Origin of the sequence: Halioxenophilus sp. WMMB6, assembly GCF_033283405.1 — a bacterium.
Classification (GTDB): domain Bacteria; phylum Pseudomonadota; class Gammaproteobacteria; order Pseudomonadales; family Cellvibrionaceae; genus Halioxenophilus.
This window is the reverse complement of sequence record NZ_JAWMQR010000005.1, coordinates 285,880-307,339: the sequence shown is the minus strand read 5'-3', so window position 1 is coordinate 307,339 and position 21,460 is coordinate 285,880. Positions and strand designations below refer to the sequence as shown.

16 protein-coding genes are annotated in these 21,460 nt (G+C 47.5%); 1 reads left to right on the top strand and 15 read right to left on the bottom strand.

From position 1 onward, the window contains the following. Nucleotides 1-12: 12 nt before the first annotated feature. The 7 genes from SBL51_RS14585 to SBL51_RS14555 all read right to left on the bottom strand — a co-directional run bounded on the left by SBL51_RS14585 (nt 13) and on the right by SBL51_RS14555 (nt 7,620). Entirely contained in the window at nt 13-981 is a 969-nt protein-coding gene (locus SBL51_RS14585; protein WP_317931760.1) for a phytanoyl-CoA dioxygenase family protein, read from the bottom strand. 27 nt (nt 982-1,008) lie between these two features. Then, on the bottom strand, nt 1,009-1,959 hold the full coding sequence (locus tag SBL51_RS14580; RefSeq protein ID WP_317931759.1) for a hypothetical protein: 951 nt from the start codon (nt 1,957-1,959) through the stop codon (nt 1,009-1,011). 186 nt (nt 1,960-2,145) lie between these two features. Beyond that, nucleotides 2,146-2,802 (bottom strand): ABC transporter ATP-binding protein, encoded by a 657-nt coding sequence (locus SBL51_RS14575; protein WP_317931758.1) that lies wholly within the window; start codon nt 2,800-2,802, stop codon nt 2,146-2,148. A 5-nt stretch (nt 2,803-2,807) separates the two neighbouring features. Continuing rightward, on the bottom strand, nt 2,808-3,575 hold the full coding sequence (locus SBL51_RS14570) for an ABC transporter permease (protein ID WP_317931757.1): 768 nt from the start codon (nt 3,573-3,575) through the stop codon (nt 2,808-2,810). A gap of 450 nt (nt 3,576-4,025) precedes the next feature. After that, a complete protein-coding gene (gene fcl, locus SBL51_RS14565) occupies nt 4,026-4,997 on the bottom strand; it encodes a GDP-L-fucose synthase (RefSeq protein ID WP_317931756.1) in 972 nt (323 codons plus the stop codon). A 5-nt stretch (nt 4,998-5,002) separates the two neighbouring features. Next, nucleotides 5,003-6,124, bottom strand: a complete 1,122-nt coding sequence (gene gmd, locus SBL51_RS14560) for a GDP-mannose 4,6-dehydratase (RefSeq protein ID WP_317931755.1) — start codon at nt 6,122-6,124, stop codon at nt 5,003-5,005. A gap of 101 nt (nt 6,125-6,225) precedes the next feature. Further along, the gene (locus tag SBL51_RS14555; protein WP_317931754.1) at nt 6,226-7,620 is read right to left on the bottom strand and encodes an undecaprenyl-phosphate glucose phosphotransferase; all 1,395 of its coding nucleotides are present in this window, start codon (nt 7,618-7,620) and stop codon (nt 6,226-6,228) included. A gap of 1,081 nt (nt 7,621-8,701) precedes the next feature. Here SBL51_RS14555 and SBL51_RS14550 point away from each other — a divergent pair. Then, nucleotides 8,702-9,235 carry a hypothetical protein gene (locus SBL51_RS14550; protein ID WP_317931752.1) on the top strand — a complete coding sequence of 178 codons (534 nt, stop codon included), beginning with the start codon at nt 8,702-8,704 and terminating at the stop codon, nt 9,233-9,235. A 1,374-nt stretch (nt 9,236-10,609) separates the two neighbouring features. Here the strand turns inward: SBL51_RS14550 and SBL51_RS14545 are convergent. The 8 genes from SBL51_RS14545 to SBL51_RS14510 form a co-directional block, all read right to left on the bottom strand. Beyond that, nucleotides 10,610-11,683 carry a glycosyltransferase gene (locus SBL51_RS14545; protein WP_317931750.1) on the bottom strand — a complete coding sequence of 358 codons (1,074 nt, stop codon included), beginning with the start codon at nt 11,681-11,683 and terminating at the stop codon, nt 10,610-10,612. 77 nt (nt 11,684-11,760) lie between these two features. Beyond that, on the bottom strand, nt 11,761-12,957 hold the full coding sequence (locus SBL51_RS14540) for a hypothetical protein (protein ID WP_317931749.1): 1,197 nt from the start codon (nt 12,955-12,957) through the stop codon (nt 11,761-11,763). After that, complete coding sequence (locus SBL51_RS14535; RefSeq protein ID WP_317931748.1) at nt 12,954-14,210, bottom strand: hypothetical protein; 1,257 nt, start codon at nt 14,208-14,210, stop codon at nt 12,954-12,956. The genes SBL51_RS14540 and SBL51_RS14535 overlap by 4 nt, the downstream gene beginning before the upstream one ends. A gap of 5 nt (nt 14,211-14,215) precedes the next feature. Continuing rightward, nucleotides 14,216-15,253: a hypothetical protein gene (locus tag SBL51_RS14530; RefSeq protein WP_317931747.1), complete on the bottom strand. Its 1,038-nt coding sequence runs from the start codon at nt 15,251-15,253 to the stop codon at nt 14,216-14,218. Further along, nucleotides 15,250-16,152, bottom strand: a complete 903-nt coding sequence (locus tag SBL51_RS14525; protein WP_317931746.1) for a sulfotransferase domain-containing protein — start codon at nt 16,150-16,152, stop codon at nt 15,250-15,252. Before SBL51_RS14525 ends, SBL51_RS14530 begins: the two co-directional genes overlap by 4 nt. A 22-nt stretch (nt 16,153-16,174) precedes the next feature. Then, entirely contained in the window at nt 16,175-17,128 is a 954-nt protein-coding gene (locus SBL51_RS14520) for a GNVR domain-containing protein (RefSeq protein ID WP_317931744.1), read from the bottom strand. 369 nt (nt 17,129-17,497) lie between these two features. After that, a complete protein-coding gene (locus SBL51_RS14515; protein WP_317931743.1) occupies nt 17,498-18,508 on the bottom strand; it encodes a UDP-galactopyranose mutase in 1,011 nt (336 codons plus the stop codon). Nucleotide 18,509: 1 nt separating this feature from the next. Continuing rightward, entirely contained in the window at nt 18,510-20,993 is a 2,484-nt protein-coding gene (locus SBL51_RS14510; protein WP_317931742.1) for an SLBB domain-containing protein, read from the bottom strand. Nucleotides 20,994-21,460 lie beyond the last annotated feature (467 nt).

The following is a 21,460-nucleotide window of genomic DNA, read 5'->3' as shown; positions in this document are numbered from 1 at the left end:
CCGGCGATAGGGCTACAGCGCCGGGTTGTAATAGACTCCCGCCACCTCTTGGTTTGCCAGATCGCGCAGTTGATAGTGGCGGGAGGTGAAGTAGTGACCGCTTGGGTGTGGATACTCAAAATAGGCTTTGCCCACCACTTCTGAATACTTGGGCCGAATCGATTGCGGTGCAAAGTGAGTAACCAGGCTTCTGCGTGTGCTACTGTTTACCCGCCGTTCACCACCGTGGGCCAAATCCGCATGCCAGATAAGCACATCACCTTTTTTAGCATGAAAGGTTTTCTTGGTAATACCTTTAACGGCAGCCTGATCATGCAGCTGTTGTAGAAAACGGCCATGCTGCTCATCACCGTGCACCTGTTTATTCCAGCCACGGGTTTCACCATTAAATAGAAAAGGCTCGAAGCGATGGCTGCCGGGGTAATACATCAATTCGCCACTGCCCGGTTCGATATCGTCTAAGGCGATCCAGGTAGCCAGCAGCGAAAGCGGTGATTGGGAGATAACATAGGCGGTATCCTGGTGCATAGCCTGTTGTGAGCCGTACTCAAAATAGAGCTCCTGCATAGCCAAGGCCGGCTCCTGAAACACCGCCTGTAAAAATTGCGCAACACGTGGGGTATATACCGCACTCCGGGCATTGGCTGAGCAACCATACAAATCAATAATACGGTCACCGGTGGTTAGCTGCCCCTCCAGACCACGAGCATTAAAATATTTACCCAGCTTGCGAACAATAAACTGATCTGGCCGCTCGAATACCGCGTGGGCATCTTTGACAATAGCATCACACAATTCTGGCGCGACCTCTTGGTTCAAAATAACATAACCATGCTCCAGAAAAAACGCCAGCTGCTCCTGCAACCACTGCTCGTAGCCGCGCTCGGACAACACCTTCTCTGCGTCGGGCTGATCAACCCAGAGAGTATTCTCTACCGCTCCCATCACGGCTTTTTTCTTTTTATTTTTAAAGAAAAACATTCGTTTCACCCTTGCCATAAACGTTAACTAACCGCAGCCAGCAACCAATCCTGCCTTAACTGTCGAATCAATCTCTTCGTAAAAACCGTACTCCAATGCAATCAACAGTGCGGACTGCGCTAACAACCTGTAGAAATCTGACTCTTTTTTAGAGCCAATCAACTTACTAACTCCAGTCACAAAATTAACCAGAATATCCCGATTCTCTTCCGCCAACGCCATATCGACAGCCTTGGGAAACCCATCTGCAAAGAGCGGTTCGCCACCACAGAACTCCGCCTCTATTTTTTTATTGGTACGTTCCCACTGGCTGCGATAGTGGCCGTAGGTTTTGCGATTGGTATACCAGGTATTCTTAACCCGCTCCTCCACCACCAATTTTTTGATGACCTCAAGTAGCTGCTCGTTATGATCCTTGTTTTTACACAACCGATTCATCGCGCGCTTGATTGCTAGCTGGGTCATACCCAGGGCATCATTCTCATTGACACTACCGGAGTGCAGACCCTCTGCGCCAACAATAGCGGCCATATCAGTGACGATGTCATTGCCAACCAGGCAAGAGGTCACAAATGGCCGAACAATAATATTGTCACTACCAAAAACATCGGCCCAGGCCTTTAATATCTGGTAATAGTTTTTGGTAAATACCTGGTGGGTGTTATAAAACTCATCGGCACTTTTGTGCCACATGCGCATGCCTTTTACATCCTGATTGTAAAACGAGCTGTAGAACTGATCCTGACGACGAAGATAGGCAACAATTTTTATGTTATGGCCAGGCAGCTCATCCAGCATGTGGCGAAACACATTGTGCACACTATTTACCTGGGCGAAAAAAAGCTCGGTACTGACTACAACGCGGTCTGCTTGAGGATTTTTCTCCATCTCCTGGCGCAACAGCTCCCAGGAAGCCCCCCGAGTCACCCCGCCGTACCAGAAATCGGCCATTTTATGGTCGCGATGTTTCTCTACCATATCGCAAACCAGGCTGTGATGGGCATTCCCCCCCTGGCAGGATTTTGGATAGAGCACACCCTGCTTTAATAATTTTGAGCCTTTCTTGGAAAAAACTGTTTGAATGGTGGATGTGGCAGTTTTGGGTGAACCAATATGAAAATAAACGGTAGCCATTGTGTACCAAATTAAACCTTGTAACGAAAACTATTTAAGCGATTCCAACTTAATAACTCGCCCCTTCTCCAGCTCCACCACCCGGTCACATAAATTGTTGATGGTCTGCTCCGAGTGGGAAACAATAATCACCGTTTGATCGGAGCGGATAAAATCCTGGACGGTTGCCGTCGCCTTGGCTTTGAAGCCTTTATCACCAACACCAAGCACCTCATCCACCAGCAGCACCTCGGGGCGCAAAAAACTGGTGGTGGAAAATCCCAACCTGGCCCGCATACCGGTAGAGTAGGTTTTAATGGGCTGGTAAAAGAAATCACCCAATTCGGCGTATTCTTCAATATTGTCGAGTTCGGCATAGACCTGCGCCCGGCTGTAGCCCATCAACATGCCCATCAGAACGGCGTTATCACGGCCATTTAGGTTTGGGTCAAAGCCAGCCTGCAAGGCTAAGAGCGAGGTCTTTCTGGCCGAGCTGACAATACGGCCGGAGTCAGGTTTATAAATGCCAGACAGCACCTTTAACAAGGTTGATTTACCCGCACCATTGTTACCAACAATGCCCAGGGTCTCACCACGGTGCACCTCAAAGCTCACGTCCGACAGAGCATCATAGTAGTCGTGGCGAAAAAGCGACTTACGCGTTCGATAACGCACGCCCACCTGCTCCAGGGAGATAATCACACTCACGTTCTCTACTCCTGTACCAAGCGGGCGATACTTTTATCGGCGCGCTGAAAAAGCACCACCATAAGCAGCAGAACCAGCACGCTACACAGGGCGATAATCGCCAGGTATGACCAGTCGGGCCAACTGTTGTTCAATACAGCCTCGCGATAGGAAACAACCAAACCGGCCATCGGGTTGAGCAGGAATAGATCGACGTAGCGGGTGGAGATATCGTTGATATTGAAGAAGATACCACTGGCAAAAAACATAAACTGTATCGCGGTGGGAATCACATGCTTTAAATCAGCAACGTAGGCCACCGCGAGGGAGGTCACCAGAGCAAAGGGGATAATCAAAAGGAACTGAACAAGCAACAGAGGGATTAATGCCAACCAGTGCAGGCTAAAGGGTTTACCCACCAACACCAAAAAGAGCAGTAGCACAGCCACCACCAACAACTGCTTTACCGAACACTGCACAACAATCACCACGGGGAAAAACAGCTTGGGAATATCCAACTGATTCATCATGCCGCGGCCATTAATCAAACTATTAGAGGCCTGATTGACCGTACGGGCAAACCACAACCAGGGCACCAAACCCACCAACAGAAATTCCACGTAGCCCGGGCCACCGCGATTCAACAGCAGCTCAAAAACTGTGTAGTAACAGAGCATTTGGATGATCGGCTCCAGAAACCACCAGGCGTAGCTGAGATAGTTGGTGGAAGCCTCGGATTTAAGATTTAGCCGGGATTTTTCCCAGATAACGCTGATCAGTTGACCTATTCTCATTTAATCAAGCCCAGCCAATATCACTCTGCGGCGGCCATAACAGTATAGCGGCATACATCTATTAGCTTCTCTTTTCTCTTCTATAAAAGCTTATTTATACGGCAACGAAACGGATATCGAGACCAATTTCGGGGGCCCAATGTATCACCAAGGCGATGCTCTTCGCGATGACTGAGCGCACATGAACCAAACTGCGTAGGCAGGCACATCCGTGTGGTGTTTTGACTTGGCAAACAAACCAGAGAGGCATCACCTGCTGTTTAGCAGGTGAACATAGGGGCGGCAACAGCCCACCTATAACCAAAGGGGGGGATTATAAGGGTTCTGCCACAGGCATGATATGGGCGGTAGCGTTAAGTTAAAAATGGCTAACAGCGGGAGGGAGAGGCTGGCGCGAGCCGAGGCAGAGCAACAGGCAGCAACAACGCTGCCTGCCAGACCGGCTAATTTTTAACCACGCACAGTCGATTGATTGGCAAGGTACCACTCATAAGCGTTGGCGAGGCCCTCCGCCAAGCCAAATTTGGGCTGCCAACCCAAGCTCTGCAAAAGGCTGGAGTCCATCAGTTTTTTCGGGGTGCCGTCCGGCATTTCGGTATTGAAGGTGATATCGCCATCAAAACCGACCACCGCTTTAACGGTGTGGGCCAGCTCGGCAATGGTCACATCGCTGCCGAAACCGATATTGACGTGGGAACACATAGGGTCCACCCGGCCCCAATAGTCGTCACCAGCCAAGGCCATCACGTGCACGCAGGCCGAGGCCATATCATCCACATGCAAAAATTCGCGCATGGGTTTACCACTGCCCCAAATCTCCACCACCGGCTGGGCAGCCAGTTTTGCCTCGTGAAAGCGGCGCAAAAGCGCGGGAATCACATGGCTGTTTTCCGGGTGGAAGTTATCGTTGGGGCCATAGAGGTTAGTCGGCATTACCGAGCGGTAATCGCACCCGTATTGGCGATGGTAAGACTCACACAGCTTAATGCCGGCAATTTTCGCCAGGGCGTAGGGCTCGTTGGTGGGTTCCAGCTTGCCGCTTAACAGCTCCCCTTCCGCCATCGGCTGCTTGGCCAGCTTTGGGTAGATACAAGAGCTCCCCAAAAAGAGCAGGCGCTTAACACCCGTCTGATAGGCAGAGTGGATAATATTGGCTTCCATCATCAGGTTTTGATAGATGAACTCCGCCGGGTAGCTGTTATTGGCATGAATACCGCCCACCTTGGCCGCCGCCAGGTAAACGTATTCAGGCTTTTCCGCCTGAAAAAACTCACTGACCGCAGCCTGGTTGATCAGGTCCAGCTCGGCGTGGGTGCGCACCACCAGGTTTTGAAAACCCGCCGCAGTCAGCTGGGAGTGGATGGCCGAGCCCACCATACCGCGGTGGCCGGCTATGTAGATTTTGGCTTGTTTATCCAGCATGGCGCTTACTCGTCAAACGAATAGGCTTGATAGCCGTGCTTGGTCACCAGGGCATCCCGCTTGGCCAGGCCAACGTCCACCTCCATCATCTCGGTGATCATCTCGGCCAGTGAGATTTTAGGTACCCAGCCCAACTTCTCTTTGGCTTTGGTGGGGTCACCCAGCAAGGTTTCCACCTCCGCTGGGCGGTAGTAGCGTGGGTCGACCCGTACGATGGTTTTGCCTACCAGGTTAATTGGCAGGGTGGCATCGGCTTGCTCAACCACAGTACCCATCTCTTCAGCACCACTGCCGCTCCACTCCAGGCGCAGGCCTACTTCTTTGGCCGCGCGATCAATAAACTCGCGCACACTGAATTGCACACCGGTGGCAATGACAAAGTCGTCGGGCTGTTCCTGCTGCAGCATCAACCACTGCATCTCCACATAGTCTTTGGCATGGCCCCAGTCGCGCAGTGCATTGAGGTTACCCATATAGAGGCACTCTTGCAGCCCCTGGGAGATACGGGCAATACCACGGGTAATTTTACGGGTAACAAAGGTTTCCCCCCGGCGCGGAGATTCGTGGTTAAAGAGCACGCCGTTACAGGCGTACATGCCATAGGCTTCGCGGTAGTTAACGGTAATCCAGTAGGCATACAGCTTGGCCACGGCATAGGGAGAGCGGGGGTAGAAAGGGGTGGTCTCCCGCTGAGGGGTCTCCTGCACCAGGCCGTAAAGTTCGGAGGTAGAGGCCTGGTAGTAGCGGGTCTTCTTCTCCAACCCCAGAAAACGGATAGCTTCCAATAACCTTAAAGAACCGATGGCATCGGTATCGGCCGTGTACTCAGGTGATTCGAAAGAGACCGCCACATGGCTTTGTGCACCAAGATTGTAGAGCTCATCGGGCTGCACCTCTTTAACGATGCGCACCAGGTTGGAGGTGTCGGTCAAATCGCCATAGTGCAGGTAAAAGTTGCGGTTGTTAGCGTGAGGGTCCTGGTAGATGTGGTCCACGCGCTCGGTATTGAAGGAGGAGGCCCGGCGCTTTATGCCGTGTACTTCATAGCCCTTCTCGAGGAGTGTTTCTGCTAGATAGGAACCATCCTGGCCGGTAACGCCAGTGATTAACGCGACTTTCTTGGTCATAGATTACCCAAACTTTAGATAGAAACTTGCAGTCTCTCCGGCCATCTACCGGAGAAACCTTATATTAGGAAGTATAGCGAGAGATTTGTCGCCCTGAGTCACTAATAGGCGTTTTTGTTAACGAAGCCGCGAAACAGAGTAAGCACAATAATTTTGATATCGAACCAGAGAGACCAGTTCTCGATGTAGTAGAGGTCGCACTCGATGCGTTTGCCGATATCGGTATCGCCCCGCCAGCCGCACACCTGCGCCCAGCCGGTAATACCCGCCTTCACCATATGTTTCTGCATATAGCCGGGCACTTCATCCTTAAACTTGTTCACAAATACGGGGCGCTCCGGGCGGGGGCCAACGATGGACATATCACCCTTAAGCACATTCCAGAACTGGGGCAGCTCGTCGAGGGAGGTTTTGCGCAGGAAGGCACCAAAAGGGGTGGCACGCTGCTCACCGGCCTTAGCCCACACAGCACCGGATTTGGTTTCGACATCCACCGGCATAGAGCGGAATTTGTACATGTAGAAGCGCTTACCATTCCAGCTGACCCGCTCCTGGCGGAAGAAGATGGGGCCAGGGGAGCTAAAGCGTACACCAATGGCCAACGCCAGTATTATGGGGGAGATCATCAGCAGAATCATGGCGGCCAGAATTTTGTCCTCCACTGCCTTCACCAGGCGGTTAACCCCCTCCATGGGCGAGACACTGATGTTAATGGCCGGCATACCGGCAATGGTGCTGACGCCGTGGTTGATCAGGCTGAAGCCAAAGATGTCGGGGATAAAGCGGATACTGACCGGAACATCCTGCAGGCGATCGAGTAGCTCCTGTAGCTTATTGGCCTGGCTCATGGGCATGGCGATTAAGATTTGATCAACCTTCTGGAAGCGCTTAAGCAGCTTAACACCCATATTGGTACTGCCCACCAAGCGGGCACGAGCACGGGCATAGTCGTTGGGGCCATCGGAGAAGTAGCCCACCAGCTGCATACCCAGGAAAGGCGAGCGATGGATGCGCTCCAACATATGCAGCCCCAGCTCACCCTCGCCGAAGATCACCACCCGGCGTTGGTTGTAGCCCTGGGAGCGGAAGATACGCAGCAGGTTGCGCAAGGTCATGCGTTCAACAATAAGCAGCACCATGGCCAGCACATACCAGAGGCCCATCCAGCGGCGGTCGATCTGGTCGATCACCTCCGAGATGTAACCCAGAATAATCAACCCCATAAAGACGCCGGTGACCGAGATCACCACCGCCCGGAACTCCTCGGCACGGCTGTAACCCCGCCAAACGCGGTACATAGCAAACACGGGGAAGAAGACCGGAACAGTCAAAGCGGCGGTTAACAGGCCCACTTTGTAGGGGCTGGTCATCTTTAAGCCATTAAAGATGATGTAATGGGCAATTAGCCCGGCCAGTACCAAAATCGCAACATCTAACAGGCGCAAAATCCCATTTAACGCGGCGGAATGCTCGCGCAGAACTCCCTTACCGAACACCGGACCTCCAATCTTTCATAATTTACTTCAAATTAAATAACTACTGGCTATAAGAGCGCCGGCGTATGGCGCATTTATATCCTATCAAACAACAAATTAGAACACTTACGTCTTAATTTGAGCGGCCATTCTAAGTAAAGCCAAGCTTTCAGTACAAGGCAAACCATTGAAAGCGATATAACCACCTTAACTACTACCCAGTATAGAAAAGGATGCCTCTCCATGCCGGCCGTATATTAGTAACGAATCGCTACATTAAATTCGTAAAATACTATTGCAATGAAATTACAGCTTTGTAACTAACAACCGCTATTCATCAATAACACATAGAGGTAAGCGGTTATAAAAACCCCCAACCCAACCAAACAGTATTGAATAAGGCGCCAACTGGAGACTTCTGTTCACCCCAATCCGCCAAGCAATTATTGGGCTAAAATGCAAATTCTCGGGTATAACAATTTCACTAACTGTAGAATCTACCAGCATCGGCATTTAACAACTTAGTGTGAACAACTTCGCATACAGCAAAGCGGAAGATAATCACTCGATCAACCCAACTATTAACCCATCTTTTTACCAATCTACTACCCCATAAAGCCCATGGATTAAAAAAGCCTAACTGCCCTCTTAAACCGAAAACCAAACATGCGAAAAAGGACGACAAAATCACTTTAGGTAAAAACCGATGTAAAGATAAATTTAAGGCTAAATACAGTCGGAATAGTCGCCGAGGGGGGAACGCCCGTTAAAATTAATACGCTTGTATGGACCCGGTATTTTAATTTTACAATCAGAAAACCGATACCAAAGTCACTTTTAAAAAAATGTTTAATTTTATAATTGGTGAATAAATTAACCATTATTCCGCAACAAAATGGCCAAAGTGCCAATAAATAATTAATCCACCAATAACAGACCAACTTCACACTATCGAATTAATTTGCCCATTACTATCGGCGGCGCACAAGGAGGTGAAGTGTGAATGCCATGCGGCAATGTGGTGGTGAAGCGGTGAACACTCAGTGGTAACTCTTTGTGCCCAAAAAAACTTAACCGTTAGGATTCACAAAGAGGAAAGACCATGCCACAACCCAATATCTTTCAGCTCAACATTCCCGAGGCCGATAAACAAGAGATACTCGCCGCCCTGAAAACACTCAACACCAAGTTGCTACCCCACCTAAAAAGCCTGCCCGCCAAAACTCGTATGGAACTGCCCAAAATGGGCGAACGGAGTATCGCCTTTGTAATGAAGGCAAGGGAGTACGCCGAGATGTACCCGGAACTTACCCCACCCTATATAGACCTCTCCACGTTCGATGCCGATATGGCGGCCGTATATGAGCTAACCGGCTTTGAACGCTATGTACTGCCCATGACCAATAATATTGCCGACAGCAAACTGCTGGCCGGCAGTGAAGCCTATGCCACCGCATTAATCTACTATCGTGCCATGCGCAACGCGGCGGCGGCAGAACAACCCAATGCCCGCACCATCTATGAAGATTTAAGCAGCCGCTTTCCAGGCGGCAGCCCGAGCACCAGCGATAACAGTACGGGAGCGGGTGATACCGACAACGCCACAGCGCCGGAAGCAGCGGCTGAGCAACCTTAGCCTTCCATAAACAGGCGGCAGGCCTAGGTCACGTGACTCAAGGGGCAGGAACAAAAGACCAAGGTCAGCCGCAAACCCATTGCAGACAGAGCAACGGGCTTGGCCACAGTCGCGATTAGCGATTCACTGCAAGTGCTCCTGCACTTAACCCCGGCGCGAGCGAGAAACCACCAAAAACGAGTACCAAGAAGAGAAAGAGCGACGTAGAAGGCAGCGTAGAAACAGAACCCACAGCAAGAACAAAATCGAAAGCGCGGTAACACGCCGGGCAAGCTTAGAAGGACATGTAATGCGCCAGAATGGCGCGAAAAGGAAACAACATAGATAAAATCGTTCGGAAATAGGTCAAGCCCCGGAGGTTTTAGCGGCGAAACGGGCGCTTTTAGGTACCCCCCTACTACCTTATCAGGTACCCCCTACCTACCTTATCAGGTACCTCCTGTCTACCTCATAAGGTACCCTCTGCCTACCTTATCAGGTACCCCCTACCTACCTTATCAGGTACCCCCTACCTACCTTATCAGGTACCCCCTACCTACCTTATCAGGTACCCTCTATCTACCTCCTTAGGTACCCTCTATCTACCTCCTTAGGTACCCTCTACCTACCTCCTCAGGCACCCTCTACCTACCTCCTCAGGCACCCTCTACCTACCTCCTCAGGCACCCTCTATCTACCCCATTAGGTATCCCATCAATCCCCCTAGCTAAAAGTAGAAGCCCACGCAGAAATCAGTGACTCTCTAAATGTTATGCGAAGCTGGATCGATCAACCCGAGCATGGACAATAAAGCCTTACTTCCGTTGTTGGCAAAACGTAGTTCCAGAACAACAGATATTGAGAATAAAGCTCGAAGAATCGTAGGCACCGCCCCAACCCCGAACTAAAAACCAATAGGCAGACGGCTTAACACACAAAATAAATTTCTTAATAAGAAAACAATGGCACTGTACACATGAGGGCAACGTCAGTCTCTGATTAAGCAATACAAATCGAGCGGTCTGCTACCTTTGAATGCGCAAGTTTAGAACGTAGTTCTATTGGCACTTACGGTTAATCATCAACGTAGAGATCTCTATCTAAGACAAGGGAAATAGAAGGGCTGTACATTGGAATAGTTAGCCACTAAGTTCACGAGAAACGATTATGGCGATTACGATATCTATAATGATTCTTTAAAGATTGTGGTTATCAAGACCTAACACTAGTGTAAAACTCTCCACGCTATCGCCCCTTGGACAGGCTGCAAAGATAGCTACTGATAAAAACTCTTTAAAAGAATATGCTTCCGCGAGCTTCTAAAGCATAAATAACCATCCAACCAAGTAAAATTACATTGCACAGCCGATGTTCAGCGAAACATAAACAACCACATCACTCACCTATCAAACATTCCATATCTAAAGCATAACGAGAGAAATTATAATGCTCTTCGCAATACGACCTACCCCTATCGGAAATTCGTGCCGACTCTTCTAGACTCTCATCTGAAAAAATATTGAGTATTATCTTGGCAGCTTGCGAGGCATCTGAAAATAAATATCCAGTCTCACCATCCTGGACAATATCGACATTCCCCGGACAAGCGGAAAGTACACTTATACACCCGGCCAACATTGCCTCTATTGGAGCCACTGGCATCCCTTCCCAACTTGATGTTGATAGAAAAACCTGAGCGCTTATCAAAACATCATTAACCTCAGCTGGAGTCAACCATCCACAAACGTCAACTCCGGCTTCACATAAATGTCTACGCAACTCCGTATCACCATCCCCAACCCAGATGAATTTGATATCACTTCTATTTCCTAAAACTTTTTTGGCTATTTCAGCAAATAAGAGCGGGGCTTTTTGTGCGCGAATTTGTCCAACATTAACAATCACGCACGAGTTCTTTGCCCCCCAGGACTGTTCATTCTTCCATAAATCCGTATCTACAGCATTCTCAACAAGCTCACACCGTCCAAACGGTATCCACCGCCGTATTTCCCGCGCCTCACTCTCGGAACATGCCACATACGTAGAAGGACGCAGGGCGGCAATCCACTCAAAAAAAACAAACATTAGACGCTTAAATAAACTAACGTCCCTCCTCATAAATGAAATACAGTGAGGAATGTAGTAACACCGAGCGTCGCAAAAAAGCAAAGAGAATCGACCCAAAAAACCTGCAAAAGAAGAATGCATGAAAACCACACTTGACATCTCTTCCTTGAAAATACGCCTTATCTTTGCCAAACAAATCAGCCGTTCGGATAAAGTTTCCATTTGAACATTATGAAGTCGAACACTATCAGGAAATAAAAACTCAAAATCAGCTGGAGTTTCCTTCCTCCTTGAATATATTACTGAAACATTATGTCCTGATCGAACTTGAATACTCACAAGTAAACGCATCATCGCCAAAGTTCCAGTGGCTGATGACTCAATAATATGCAGAATATTCAAGCAATTCCCCCAAAAGCACTAAAAATTTTGTTGATAACAAACCACGTAGGCCGCCGCCTCTTTAACAGGTTTCTTAACTAGCTGGCCGCACACACGCTACGCTCAGGCGTCGATTCATCAGATGCCGCTCCGATCCACATAAGCAAAAGCAGCAAGACTCCAAACATATTACCCGTACCTACCAACACAGTTGCTCCCAAACCATTCACCAATATTAGAAAAATTGAAAATCGAGCCCAGAGAGATGAAAACCTGTAGACGGGCCATAAACAGGAAAGGAAAATGGCCGCCGTACCAAACACCCCCCATCTATTTATATTCTCCATAACAAAACTATGGGAAGAATAAGACTTAATATCTCCTTCCCAATTATAATAAGAGTACACTAATCTACCCGACTGATAAGATATATCATCCAGAAAATTAGCAGGAATTAGATAACCATACACTGAAGTAGACGATAGCCCCTGCACTGCAGACCCCCAAAGAATTGGCCTGTAAGTAAGTAAAGAATTCAACCCCATATTATCTCTAAAAAAAACAGCTATGACTAAAGACATCAAGTACAGAACTAAAAGCAACGACGGCAATACCAACCTACTAACGGCACCTGGATATAAGGAAAAATTATCAGTTAGAAGCAATTTTTCCTTCGAAACCAGGGGATAAACAAGGAGCACAACAATAGAAACAAGCGACAACGCCGTACCCATCCTAGCGACAGTCGACAAGGACACAAAAAAGCAAAATATCAGAGAACAAAAACCCAATACTGGAGAAAAAATAAAGGATACAACGAAAGAAATTACAACGAACAAAGCGAGAATATTCCCACTAGAATCGACAACGCCCTGAAATTTCAAAACCAAGCAAAGTGCAATCAAAACGACAACATAGTAACCCAACAAGAGATACTTCCCAGCAAGATGACTCGACCTTAAAAAAGAAAATCCGAGTATCACAAAAACACTGTAGAGGTTAACAGCTAAGCCAAAAAAGCCCAGATCAACAAATGGCAAGAAAAATAATACAAGCAACCATGAAAGAAACAGTGCAACAGCCAGGTATATCAAAAATCGTTTCTTTGGATTAAAAGACACACCATTAACCCAAAAGACAATAAACATACCAATAAAGAATAATACTGCCGCCATCTTAGACAACAGCTCCTTAGGTAAGAATAGCCAGAAAAACTCGCTATTAATTACTGAAAGCAAGGCAAAGACAGATCCAGCCGCAAACAACAAGAATCGATCAAAAGCTAACAACTTCAACGATTAAGCCCCTGACGACCAATAATTTCTGATAATTTCATACCAGCAAGATACCTAGCGAGAGGCAATAGATTTGATATCAATATTATTGACACAACCCCATATGCCACCCCATATACTCCGGCTTCACCATAAGAAATAACAACAACAAAAAAACCAAAGAAAACAGCGAAAAGCGAAGAGAGAAAAACAACTCGCTCCTGACCGATCATATTCATAAGCAATCCAATAGGACCACAAGCGACACCAATTATCTGACACACTAAAATAATTCGGAATACAGGCGAATACACTGTATCCACGTCACAAAACCTAAGAAACTCCTCAGAAAACACAATTAGACCAACAAGTATGGGGATCGCCATAAATAAAGAAGTACACGTAGACTTGATATACAACTTAAACAATTTTTCAGATTGCTTCTGTTTATAAAGTGAGGCAAATCTCCTAGCCCATAAAGCCCCCAATACGGACAACGGAAAGACTATAAACAACGATGCCCTTAAGGACATTGCTATGGCCTTAACCTCTTCAGGGTTTTGCAGCAAAAAACCAGAAACGAAAATTGGAAGCCAATTCATCAACATTGACAATATTCCGACCCCCCAAAAAACCGTTGAATATCTAACTAATTTTTTTACCTTATTTATACTCAGCTTATATTTAATTAAAAAAATATCTTCCCGATAAACTGCAAACCCAAATAGAAAGACAACAAACCAAGAGACGCCATAAATCCAAAACACAGATCCAAAATTCAACCCACTGAAAACCAACGCGAGAAATATTGAATTGGCTGCAAGCCCAAGAAAGCAATGTTGAGCCACGAACCGCCCCCTAGCTTGACTAAAAAAGGCCAAAACATAACTACAAGCTATACACGGAGATACAAGAAGAACCAATCCTGCGCCCTCGACATATACTTCAGGGCGATAAAGCATCAACCCCACATAACTTAAAAAAGAAAAGAAAACCCCAGAAAAAAAACATACCGCGAGAGACTCCCTAATAAAGGTTAAGCGACCGCTGTGGTGAATTCTAGATTCCAGCCTTAATGAGTAGTTATCCAAACCTAACTTACTAACCCCAACCACAATAAGAGTGAAAGCCTGGATAAAAAAGAAGGTAGCCGCAATTTCAGGTGGATATTTTTTAGAAATCACAACCGCTACAAGAAAATTAGCAGCAGCTGAACCAACCTTAACCAACGCCACGAGAAGAAAAGAGAAATAAGCGCTAAATGACTTAGCCATGCAATTTAATGCCTAAGAAACCTGGATAGTTTTGTACCCTTGATAAAACGCTCGTATAATGGCCTCCACAAGAAATCACACCTATCGACCAAAGTAGGTTCATAGAACTGTGGTGTATGACGCCTCAATACTGCATCCTTAATAGCGGACTCTAACATTTCTGGCGTTTCAGGCCCCATCATATGCTCCCTAACAACCGAAGCCTGATACTCCATTCTCTGGGGACTATCATCGTATGAAATCATTTTCTTAAGAGTTTCACTCATAGCACTTCCACCAAATATCAACCATCCAGTCTGAAAAGACATTGGAACATCTCTATAACACATCTGGGCAACAGGCTTCCCCAGCGCCATAGCTTGCATACAGACTGAACTTGGCGTAGAAATTAGAGCGGAACATTCTTGCACAACCTCAGTAAAACTACCGCATAACGCTAAACTTTCCTCAGAGAATCCGGCCAACCTTCGAAGCTCCTCATCTGGAATTCTACAAAGATATGAAAAACCAGAGCACTCAAGAGCCAACCTAACTTCCCTCAACAAACTTACCAACCGTTCTTTTTCATACGTATCAAAATAGGGAGTATTAGCAGTAGCAACCAAAAAATCTACCTTCGCTGCCGTAATTGGAGAGTCAGATTTAACCCGATCAATAACACTTTTATTGAGCATATGCCTTACATCCTCACCACAGAGCGATAAATATCCAACCACCTGAGAGCTTGCACACAAAAAAACCAAATCATGATAAATCGGATCTAAGAGATATATTTTTCTTTTCTTTGTGAAAGGGTTCTCAAAGCAATTTGCCCACTCATAAATACCATCCACCAGCAAAACGGTATATACACCACACTGCCTAGCCCTTTGGACCCATTTAATATTACTGTGAGAGTGGTATAAGGTTGATACGACAACATCAAAATCAGATAAGCTCAAAAGCCCCAATGAAAGTGAAAGAGCCCCATCAAATATTTCACCCGATTCATTCAGACCGAAACGTCGGTACAATTCCCTAGATTCAAGATATAAAATTTTCACTTTTTCCAGCCAGACAAATCTCTACCTGTTGAACGTTCAATAAGATCGATCTGGACATTTAAAGCCTCTATTATATCTTGTGAAAACAAATAATCTTCATAATTAGAGTTCGCAACCTTCCCGTTAAGCTTTCTCAATACTCCATCCAATTCGAACCCCAGAATTCTAAGCTTACCCTTCAGAAAAACCTTCAAATTGGCGGGCACCATATTATTCACAAAAGCTAAACCCGGAAACCTCTGAACAACAGCTTCATTGTTGTTAGTCTTAGAATCGATAAAACCATCATCCACAAGACCAACTCCGAGCCACTTAAACAACTGGTTTAACTCAGAGCTCCCGTGCCGACCAATATCATCCAGAAAAACCAAGCGAAAATTATTACTACCAAAACACTCGCACCAACTATTGACTTGCGACCCGATAGAACATAAATCCCTATACATAAGGAAAGACGTTGACGGGCACCCCATAGGGATCATAGAGCCACCTTCTCTATCGCACTGAAGCGACCATGCTTTATTTAGGTCTCGAACATTCTCATACCCAGCCCACATCAAATGCTGATGAAGAGACAAAAGCATATGAAATGGATTCCTAATCACCATGATCACCTTCGCGTTCGCATTATACTCATGGATATTTTTCATTGCCTCACTATCGACGTGATAACAGTCTGACGCATCAACCAGACATTTGGCATCAGCGCACTGAAAACAACTGACGTACTCTTGGTAACTCGTTATCTGATAGCTTTTTTTAAACTTAGTATTAAAATAATTCGTGGCTTTTGGCGTAGATACACAAATCTCTTCATGCCTAGCCAACAGCGAAGCAAGGAAAGTACTCCCGGATTTTTGAGCTCCTATTAGGAAGCAGTTAATCAGACGTTCACCCACAAACAAAACACCCCAAAGATAATTACAAAACCACTTTTCGGGAAAAAATAAATATTGTCGAACAGATAACCCCAAAAACCAGACCAACGATTGCAAACAAAATTCGTTTTGGTCTCACAGGGCTCTCAGGCATCACTGCCGAATCAATCACCTTGAAAACATACTCTTTTCTAGAGGATGCAATCATGATCTTTTTTGTCTCTTCTTCAATAAGCCTATAAAAAATACTATTAATCTCCGCAAGCGAACTTTTTTCCAGACTATCCTTCAAGTAAAGAATATTGTTAGTAAATTCAGCTATATCTTGATTTCTAGTATACGCGTTTAAATCTTCGACCAGAAATCCAACCCATTCTTTGGCATGCTCAGGCGAAAGAAACTCTACACTAACAACCACCAACCCAGTTAAACGATCCTGCTTAACGCCAACCACATCTAAATACTTATCATATATATCTTCTGGGGAAAATCCTCCTTCGTATTTTTCACCCTCCTTCGTTATCCACCTACTATGTTCAACATCGTAAACATCGCTATCGTACTCTAATTGATTAACTTCTTCCGACCAATCAACAGCCGCCATTAATTCAGCACGAATATTATGTTTTTGAATGAACGAATGGGCAAAATCTCTAGACCTTAAAATCTCCATCGCCACCACTGTTCGATCTAATCCAGATGACAAATTCAAACCAGCAATCTTCGCTAACCCACCAAATTGACCAGAAACGGAATTCAATAAAGAAGCGTCATCTGAACCTGCCGGAGCCAAGACCATTTCAGATTTATAAACATTTGGAAACCAAAATGATAAACCTATAAAGAAAGCTGTAAAACCAATAGTACCCAGAGCCAAAACGCGTATATTTTGAAAAAAAACTGTAACAACCTTACGCATATCCAACTCGTAAATTCTCACACCATCTGCAGTCACTTCTTCGCGCCACACACTTGATTCCGAACGCTCACCGGTCATTTCGTCACTCTTTACTTGCCGTTGAATTTATAGAATGTGTTGATTTAGACCTTTAACCAGCAACAAAAACATCCTATCCAATTTATAATTTATACTTAAAAAACCAGCTATCGCACCCTCACACAGACACAAACATCTGCTGAACCCGTCAAATCATCTCATCCACTGTCAGCACTTTCGAACCCAGAATCTCCAACCAAAAACATAACGATTTCCGATGTACACCAACTCTACAGAAAAGACTTATCAAAAACGCCTCGAAAGAAAATAGTGCAGACACAACAACTAATACCTTAATATTATTTTCAACCAAAGCGAAAACATCGAAAATCTTTCCTTTTAAATTTATAGAAAATCAACAATGACCTTTTAAAATAAACCATTTAAATATTTGTCCGCCACAACACGGGACGAAGAAACCGCCTGATGCATATCAATATAAACATACTGCCCACAGCGCCCAATAAACTCCACTTTCTCATTTTTAATTTCTTTGTACTGCTTATAGAGCCTAGCGTTTTCACCTAATTTATCTTTTACCGGGTAAAAGCGCTCCATATTATTCTCTTTGTAGTCACACGGCTCTTCATAGGTAAGCAGGGTTTGATACCTACTCTCACCATGGCCTGGGTATAGCTTCCATTCGGTTACCCGGGTGTAGGAGCCATCGTTGGTAAAGTTTACGGTGGGCACCGGAAAAAGCCTGGGGGAGTGGATAAGCTGATTGGTAAACTTAATGGAGCGGTAAGGCAACTCACCAAAACAGAAGTCGTAATACTCATCGATGGGCATGGAGTTAAATACTTTTTGGTAGTTGGCCTCCATGCTCTTATCGAAAGCGGTATTCAATGAGACGGTGATATTGGGGTGAGCCAGAATATTTTGAATTAACGCGGTATAGCCCGCTTTGGGCAGGGCCTGAAAGCTGTCGTTGGGGAAATAGAGTTCGTTGTCGTCGTCCCGAATGGGTACGCGGGAGAGCACTTGGGCGTCTATCTCCTCCACGTTTAAGCCCCACATCTTTTGGGTGTAGGGTTTAAACAGAATATCGACAATATTCTCCCGGCCTACAATTTCGGCCGTCTCCCGATTGGGGGGCATGGTGACATACTGGCCATCATCGAGGATCGCTTTTACCTTGTGCTGGTAAGGCACCCACTCGGTAAAGCGGCTTAACCACTCCACCACCCGCTGATTGTTGGTGTGGAAAATATGGGGGCCGTACTTGTGTACACGAATACCGCTTTCGTGCCAGTAGTCGTAGGCGTTACCGGCAATATGATCGCGCTTATCGATAACCTCTACCCGCAGGTTGGCCTCGGCCAGTGTTCTTGCCACCACTGCGCCGGAAAAACCTGCACCAACCACGAGTATCTTCATATTAAAAACTGTTTACCGCCGCTGCACCCAAGGCAATCTGATAGAAGATTTGCGAGATACTGGTCCAGAGGGTTAGCGATTCAATGCGATCGGCATTCAATGGCACCACCACGGTGTCGCCGGCCTCTATTTTTACCCCACCACGGTGGAACCACCCTTTGCGCTCCGGCAGAAAGACCCGGCCATTGGCTTTTACCACGTAAACCCGGCGCTTATCGGCGCGCAGGTTAAAGCCACCGGAGCGGTCAATGTAGTCGCGAATATCCAGTTTCTTTTCATACAGGTGAGAGGTGGGGAACTGCACTTCACCCACTACAGTGATGGACTGCTTATGGCGTGGGATAAAGAGTTTATCGCCATCTACCAGCTCTACATCTATCGACTGTTTGCCGGCCACAATGGCAGCCAGGTCGATTACCATGCGGCCTTGGGGCTTAACCGCTTTTAGGTTATCCAACAGGGACTCGGCATCCACCGTCTGGGAAGCAACCTTCGCACTTTGTTGTTCCAGTTCGGCCGCGGCGATATCGGCCTGCAGGTTGGCTTGCAGGTCGGCCAGCTGTTTAGCCTCCAGCGCCTTTAAGGATTCCCGGGTAAAGACCGCCCCCTTGGCGTAGGCAAAGCCGGTTAAGCCTCCGGCCCGCGCCAGTACCTGCGACAATGTCTCGCCCCGGCTAAGGGTGTACTCGCCGGGGAAGAGCACCTCCCCTTCTATCACTACCGTCTCCGGTTTTACCCAGTTGGGAATACGCTTGATGGTGATGGCATCGCCCGGCTCCAGCGCTGGCATCTCACCGCCAGCCAGGTTAACGGGAATATGCTCAACAATTTGACGAACATCATCGCCTATGTGGTAACGGGTAATCTCCGCCTGCAGGCCATAGGCGTACTCGGTTAAACCACCAGCCAGGGCGATAACAGACTCCAAATTGCCACCGGTTTGTAATGGGTACTTGGCCGGGTGGCGAACATAACCGCGAATGGTCACCACTTTGGATTTGTTTAATTTATTAGCCTGCAATTGCAGAGTATCGACGGTTTCCAGCAATGTTTCGCCACGGTCCTCTTCATAGCCAAACAGGGTGACTTTATCGCGCGGCTGAAGGGCGACGTCGTCGATAGAACCCGGCGCTTGGATGGCGTTGCCCAGGTTAAAGTAGAGTACCTCCAGCTTACGGGTGGGTTGCACTTCGCGAGTGATCACCCCAATGGAGAGATCGGGGTTATTTTGCAGGGCATAAACACTGGGCACCAGGTCGCTCACCCGCAGCCCTTGCCGCCAGTTAAAATCACCCGGGCGTTTTACGTAGCCCTCCAGGGTGACGATGTTCTCCTTGGTATCCAGAATGGAGGCCACCATCAGCGCATCGCCGTTGCTCACCGAGGCCTGCTTGCCAGCGCTACTGGTTAGATCAACATCCACTACGGTGCGATTGCCAAGGCTGTCGATACGCTCCACCCGCCCAGCAGAAGGGTAAGCCGTGGCCAGGTAGCCACCGGCCAGGGCTACTAACTGAGCCATGGTTTTTTCATGCTTAAGTTCGTAAATACCTGGCCGTTTCACCTCACCATCAATAGAGGCGGTGACCCCTACCGGTGGAATAAAGATCACATCCCCTGGCAGCAGGCGGGCATCGTCGGAGGTATCGCCCTTGAGTAATAGATCGTAGAGGTCGAGCGTGGTGATTAGCTTGCCGGCCCGTTTTAGCTGAATGGTGCGCAGGGAGCCGATGGTATCAATACCACCGGAGGCAAACAGAGCGTTGGTCATGGTGGAGAGGGAGCTAACGGTATAGGAGCCCGGGCGCAGCACCTCACCCAATACAAACACGCGAATACTGCGCAGCGCGCCCATGGTGACCGAGCTTTTTACCCCAATCATCTGCTCGGAGATGGTTTGGTTGATAACCTCCTGGGCGCGGCTGAATTTTAAGCCGGCCAGGTTTATGGGGCCGATCTCCGGAAACTGTACCTGCCCTTCCCGATTAATCACCAGGGAGTAGCTGGCGTTCTCTTTACCGTAGAGCTGCACCACCAGGCTATCGCCCGGGCCCATTACGTAGTCGGCAGGAATGGGTACATCCACGGCGGGTTGGAAGCTATCCAGGGGTTGCTCGAACAGATCATAACCAAAGGCTTTAAGGGGCGGCTCGTCTTCCTCTGGCTCCAACAGCGCCGTCTCTTCGTCGGTGAGTAGGGCCCCTTCAGGCAGCTCGGTTAAGGGCAATGCTGAACGCGGGGTAACCGGCTCGGCGATGTTTGGCTGCGAATTGGTGGATTGCCCACCAAAGGCGCTGATATCGATACCCATTTGCCGGGCCACGGCTTCCTGCTGGGCAGGGCTTAGGCTCTTGAACTGCTCTATTTGCGCGGCGGTTTGTGCAAATGCCCCATTCATACAGCATAGGGACAGCAGCAAGGTAACGACTTTAAAACGAGCAATATTGGCAATTTTCATCTTAATTGTGGGGTATACCGGGTCCAAGCCCCTTCTCCTGTTTACTTTCAATATTCATTTAGCCGCTGTGGGTTTTACTAACCTCAACCTTGTAACCATCCTTTGGTACAACTGGTTGGACTCAACCCAATTTACGGCCACTACCTACCGGCTATTTCAATGCCTCTGCATCGAGCGCAGCCATAATAGCCACTAATGGGCCAGGATTCGATCTACCTGAGTACTCCAATCTCCATAAGGGTGGGTTAGCAGACACAATTTGGCAGCGCGAGTTTAACTTTTTAGCCTGGCAAACTAGGCGATCGACCACAGATTGGCGGTACTTGGTAAAGCTCCACGCCAGATAGCAACCCAGTTCAAATATAAGTGCAGGAGCCAATCGCCGCTGCCCTACAGTCAGGCGGCAACGCAGAGCACTGGCTAAACAGTGCCAGAGCAGTTGAAAAACGAGGGAGTGACTAAGAGAGAGCAGCAAATGCGCTAAGCCGGACTGG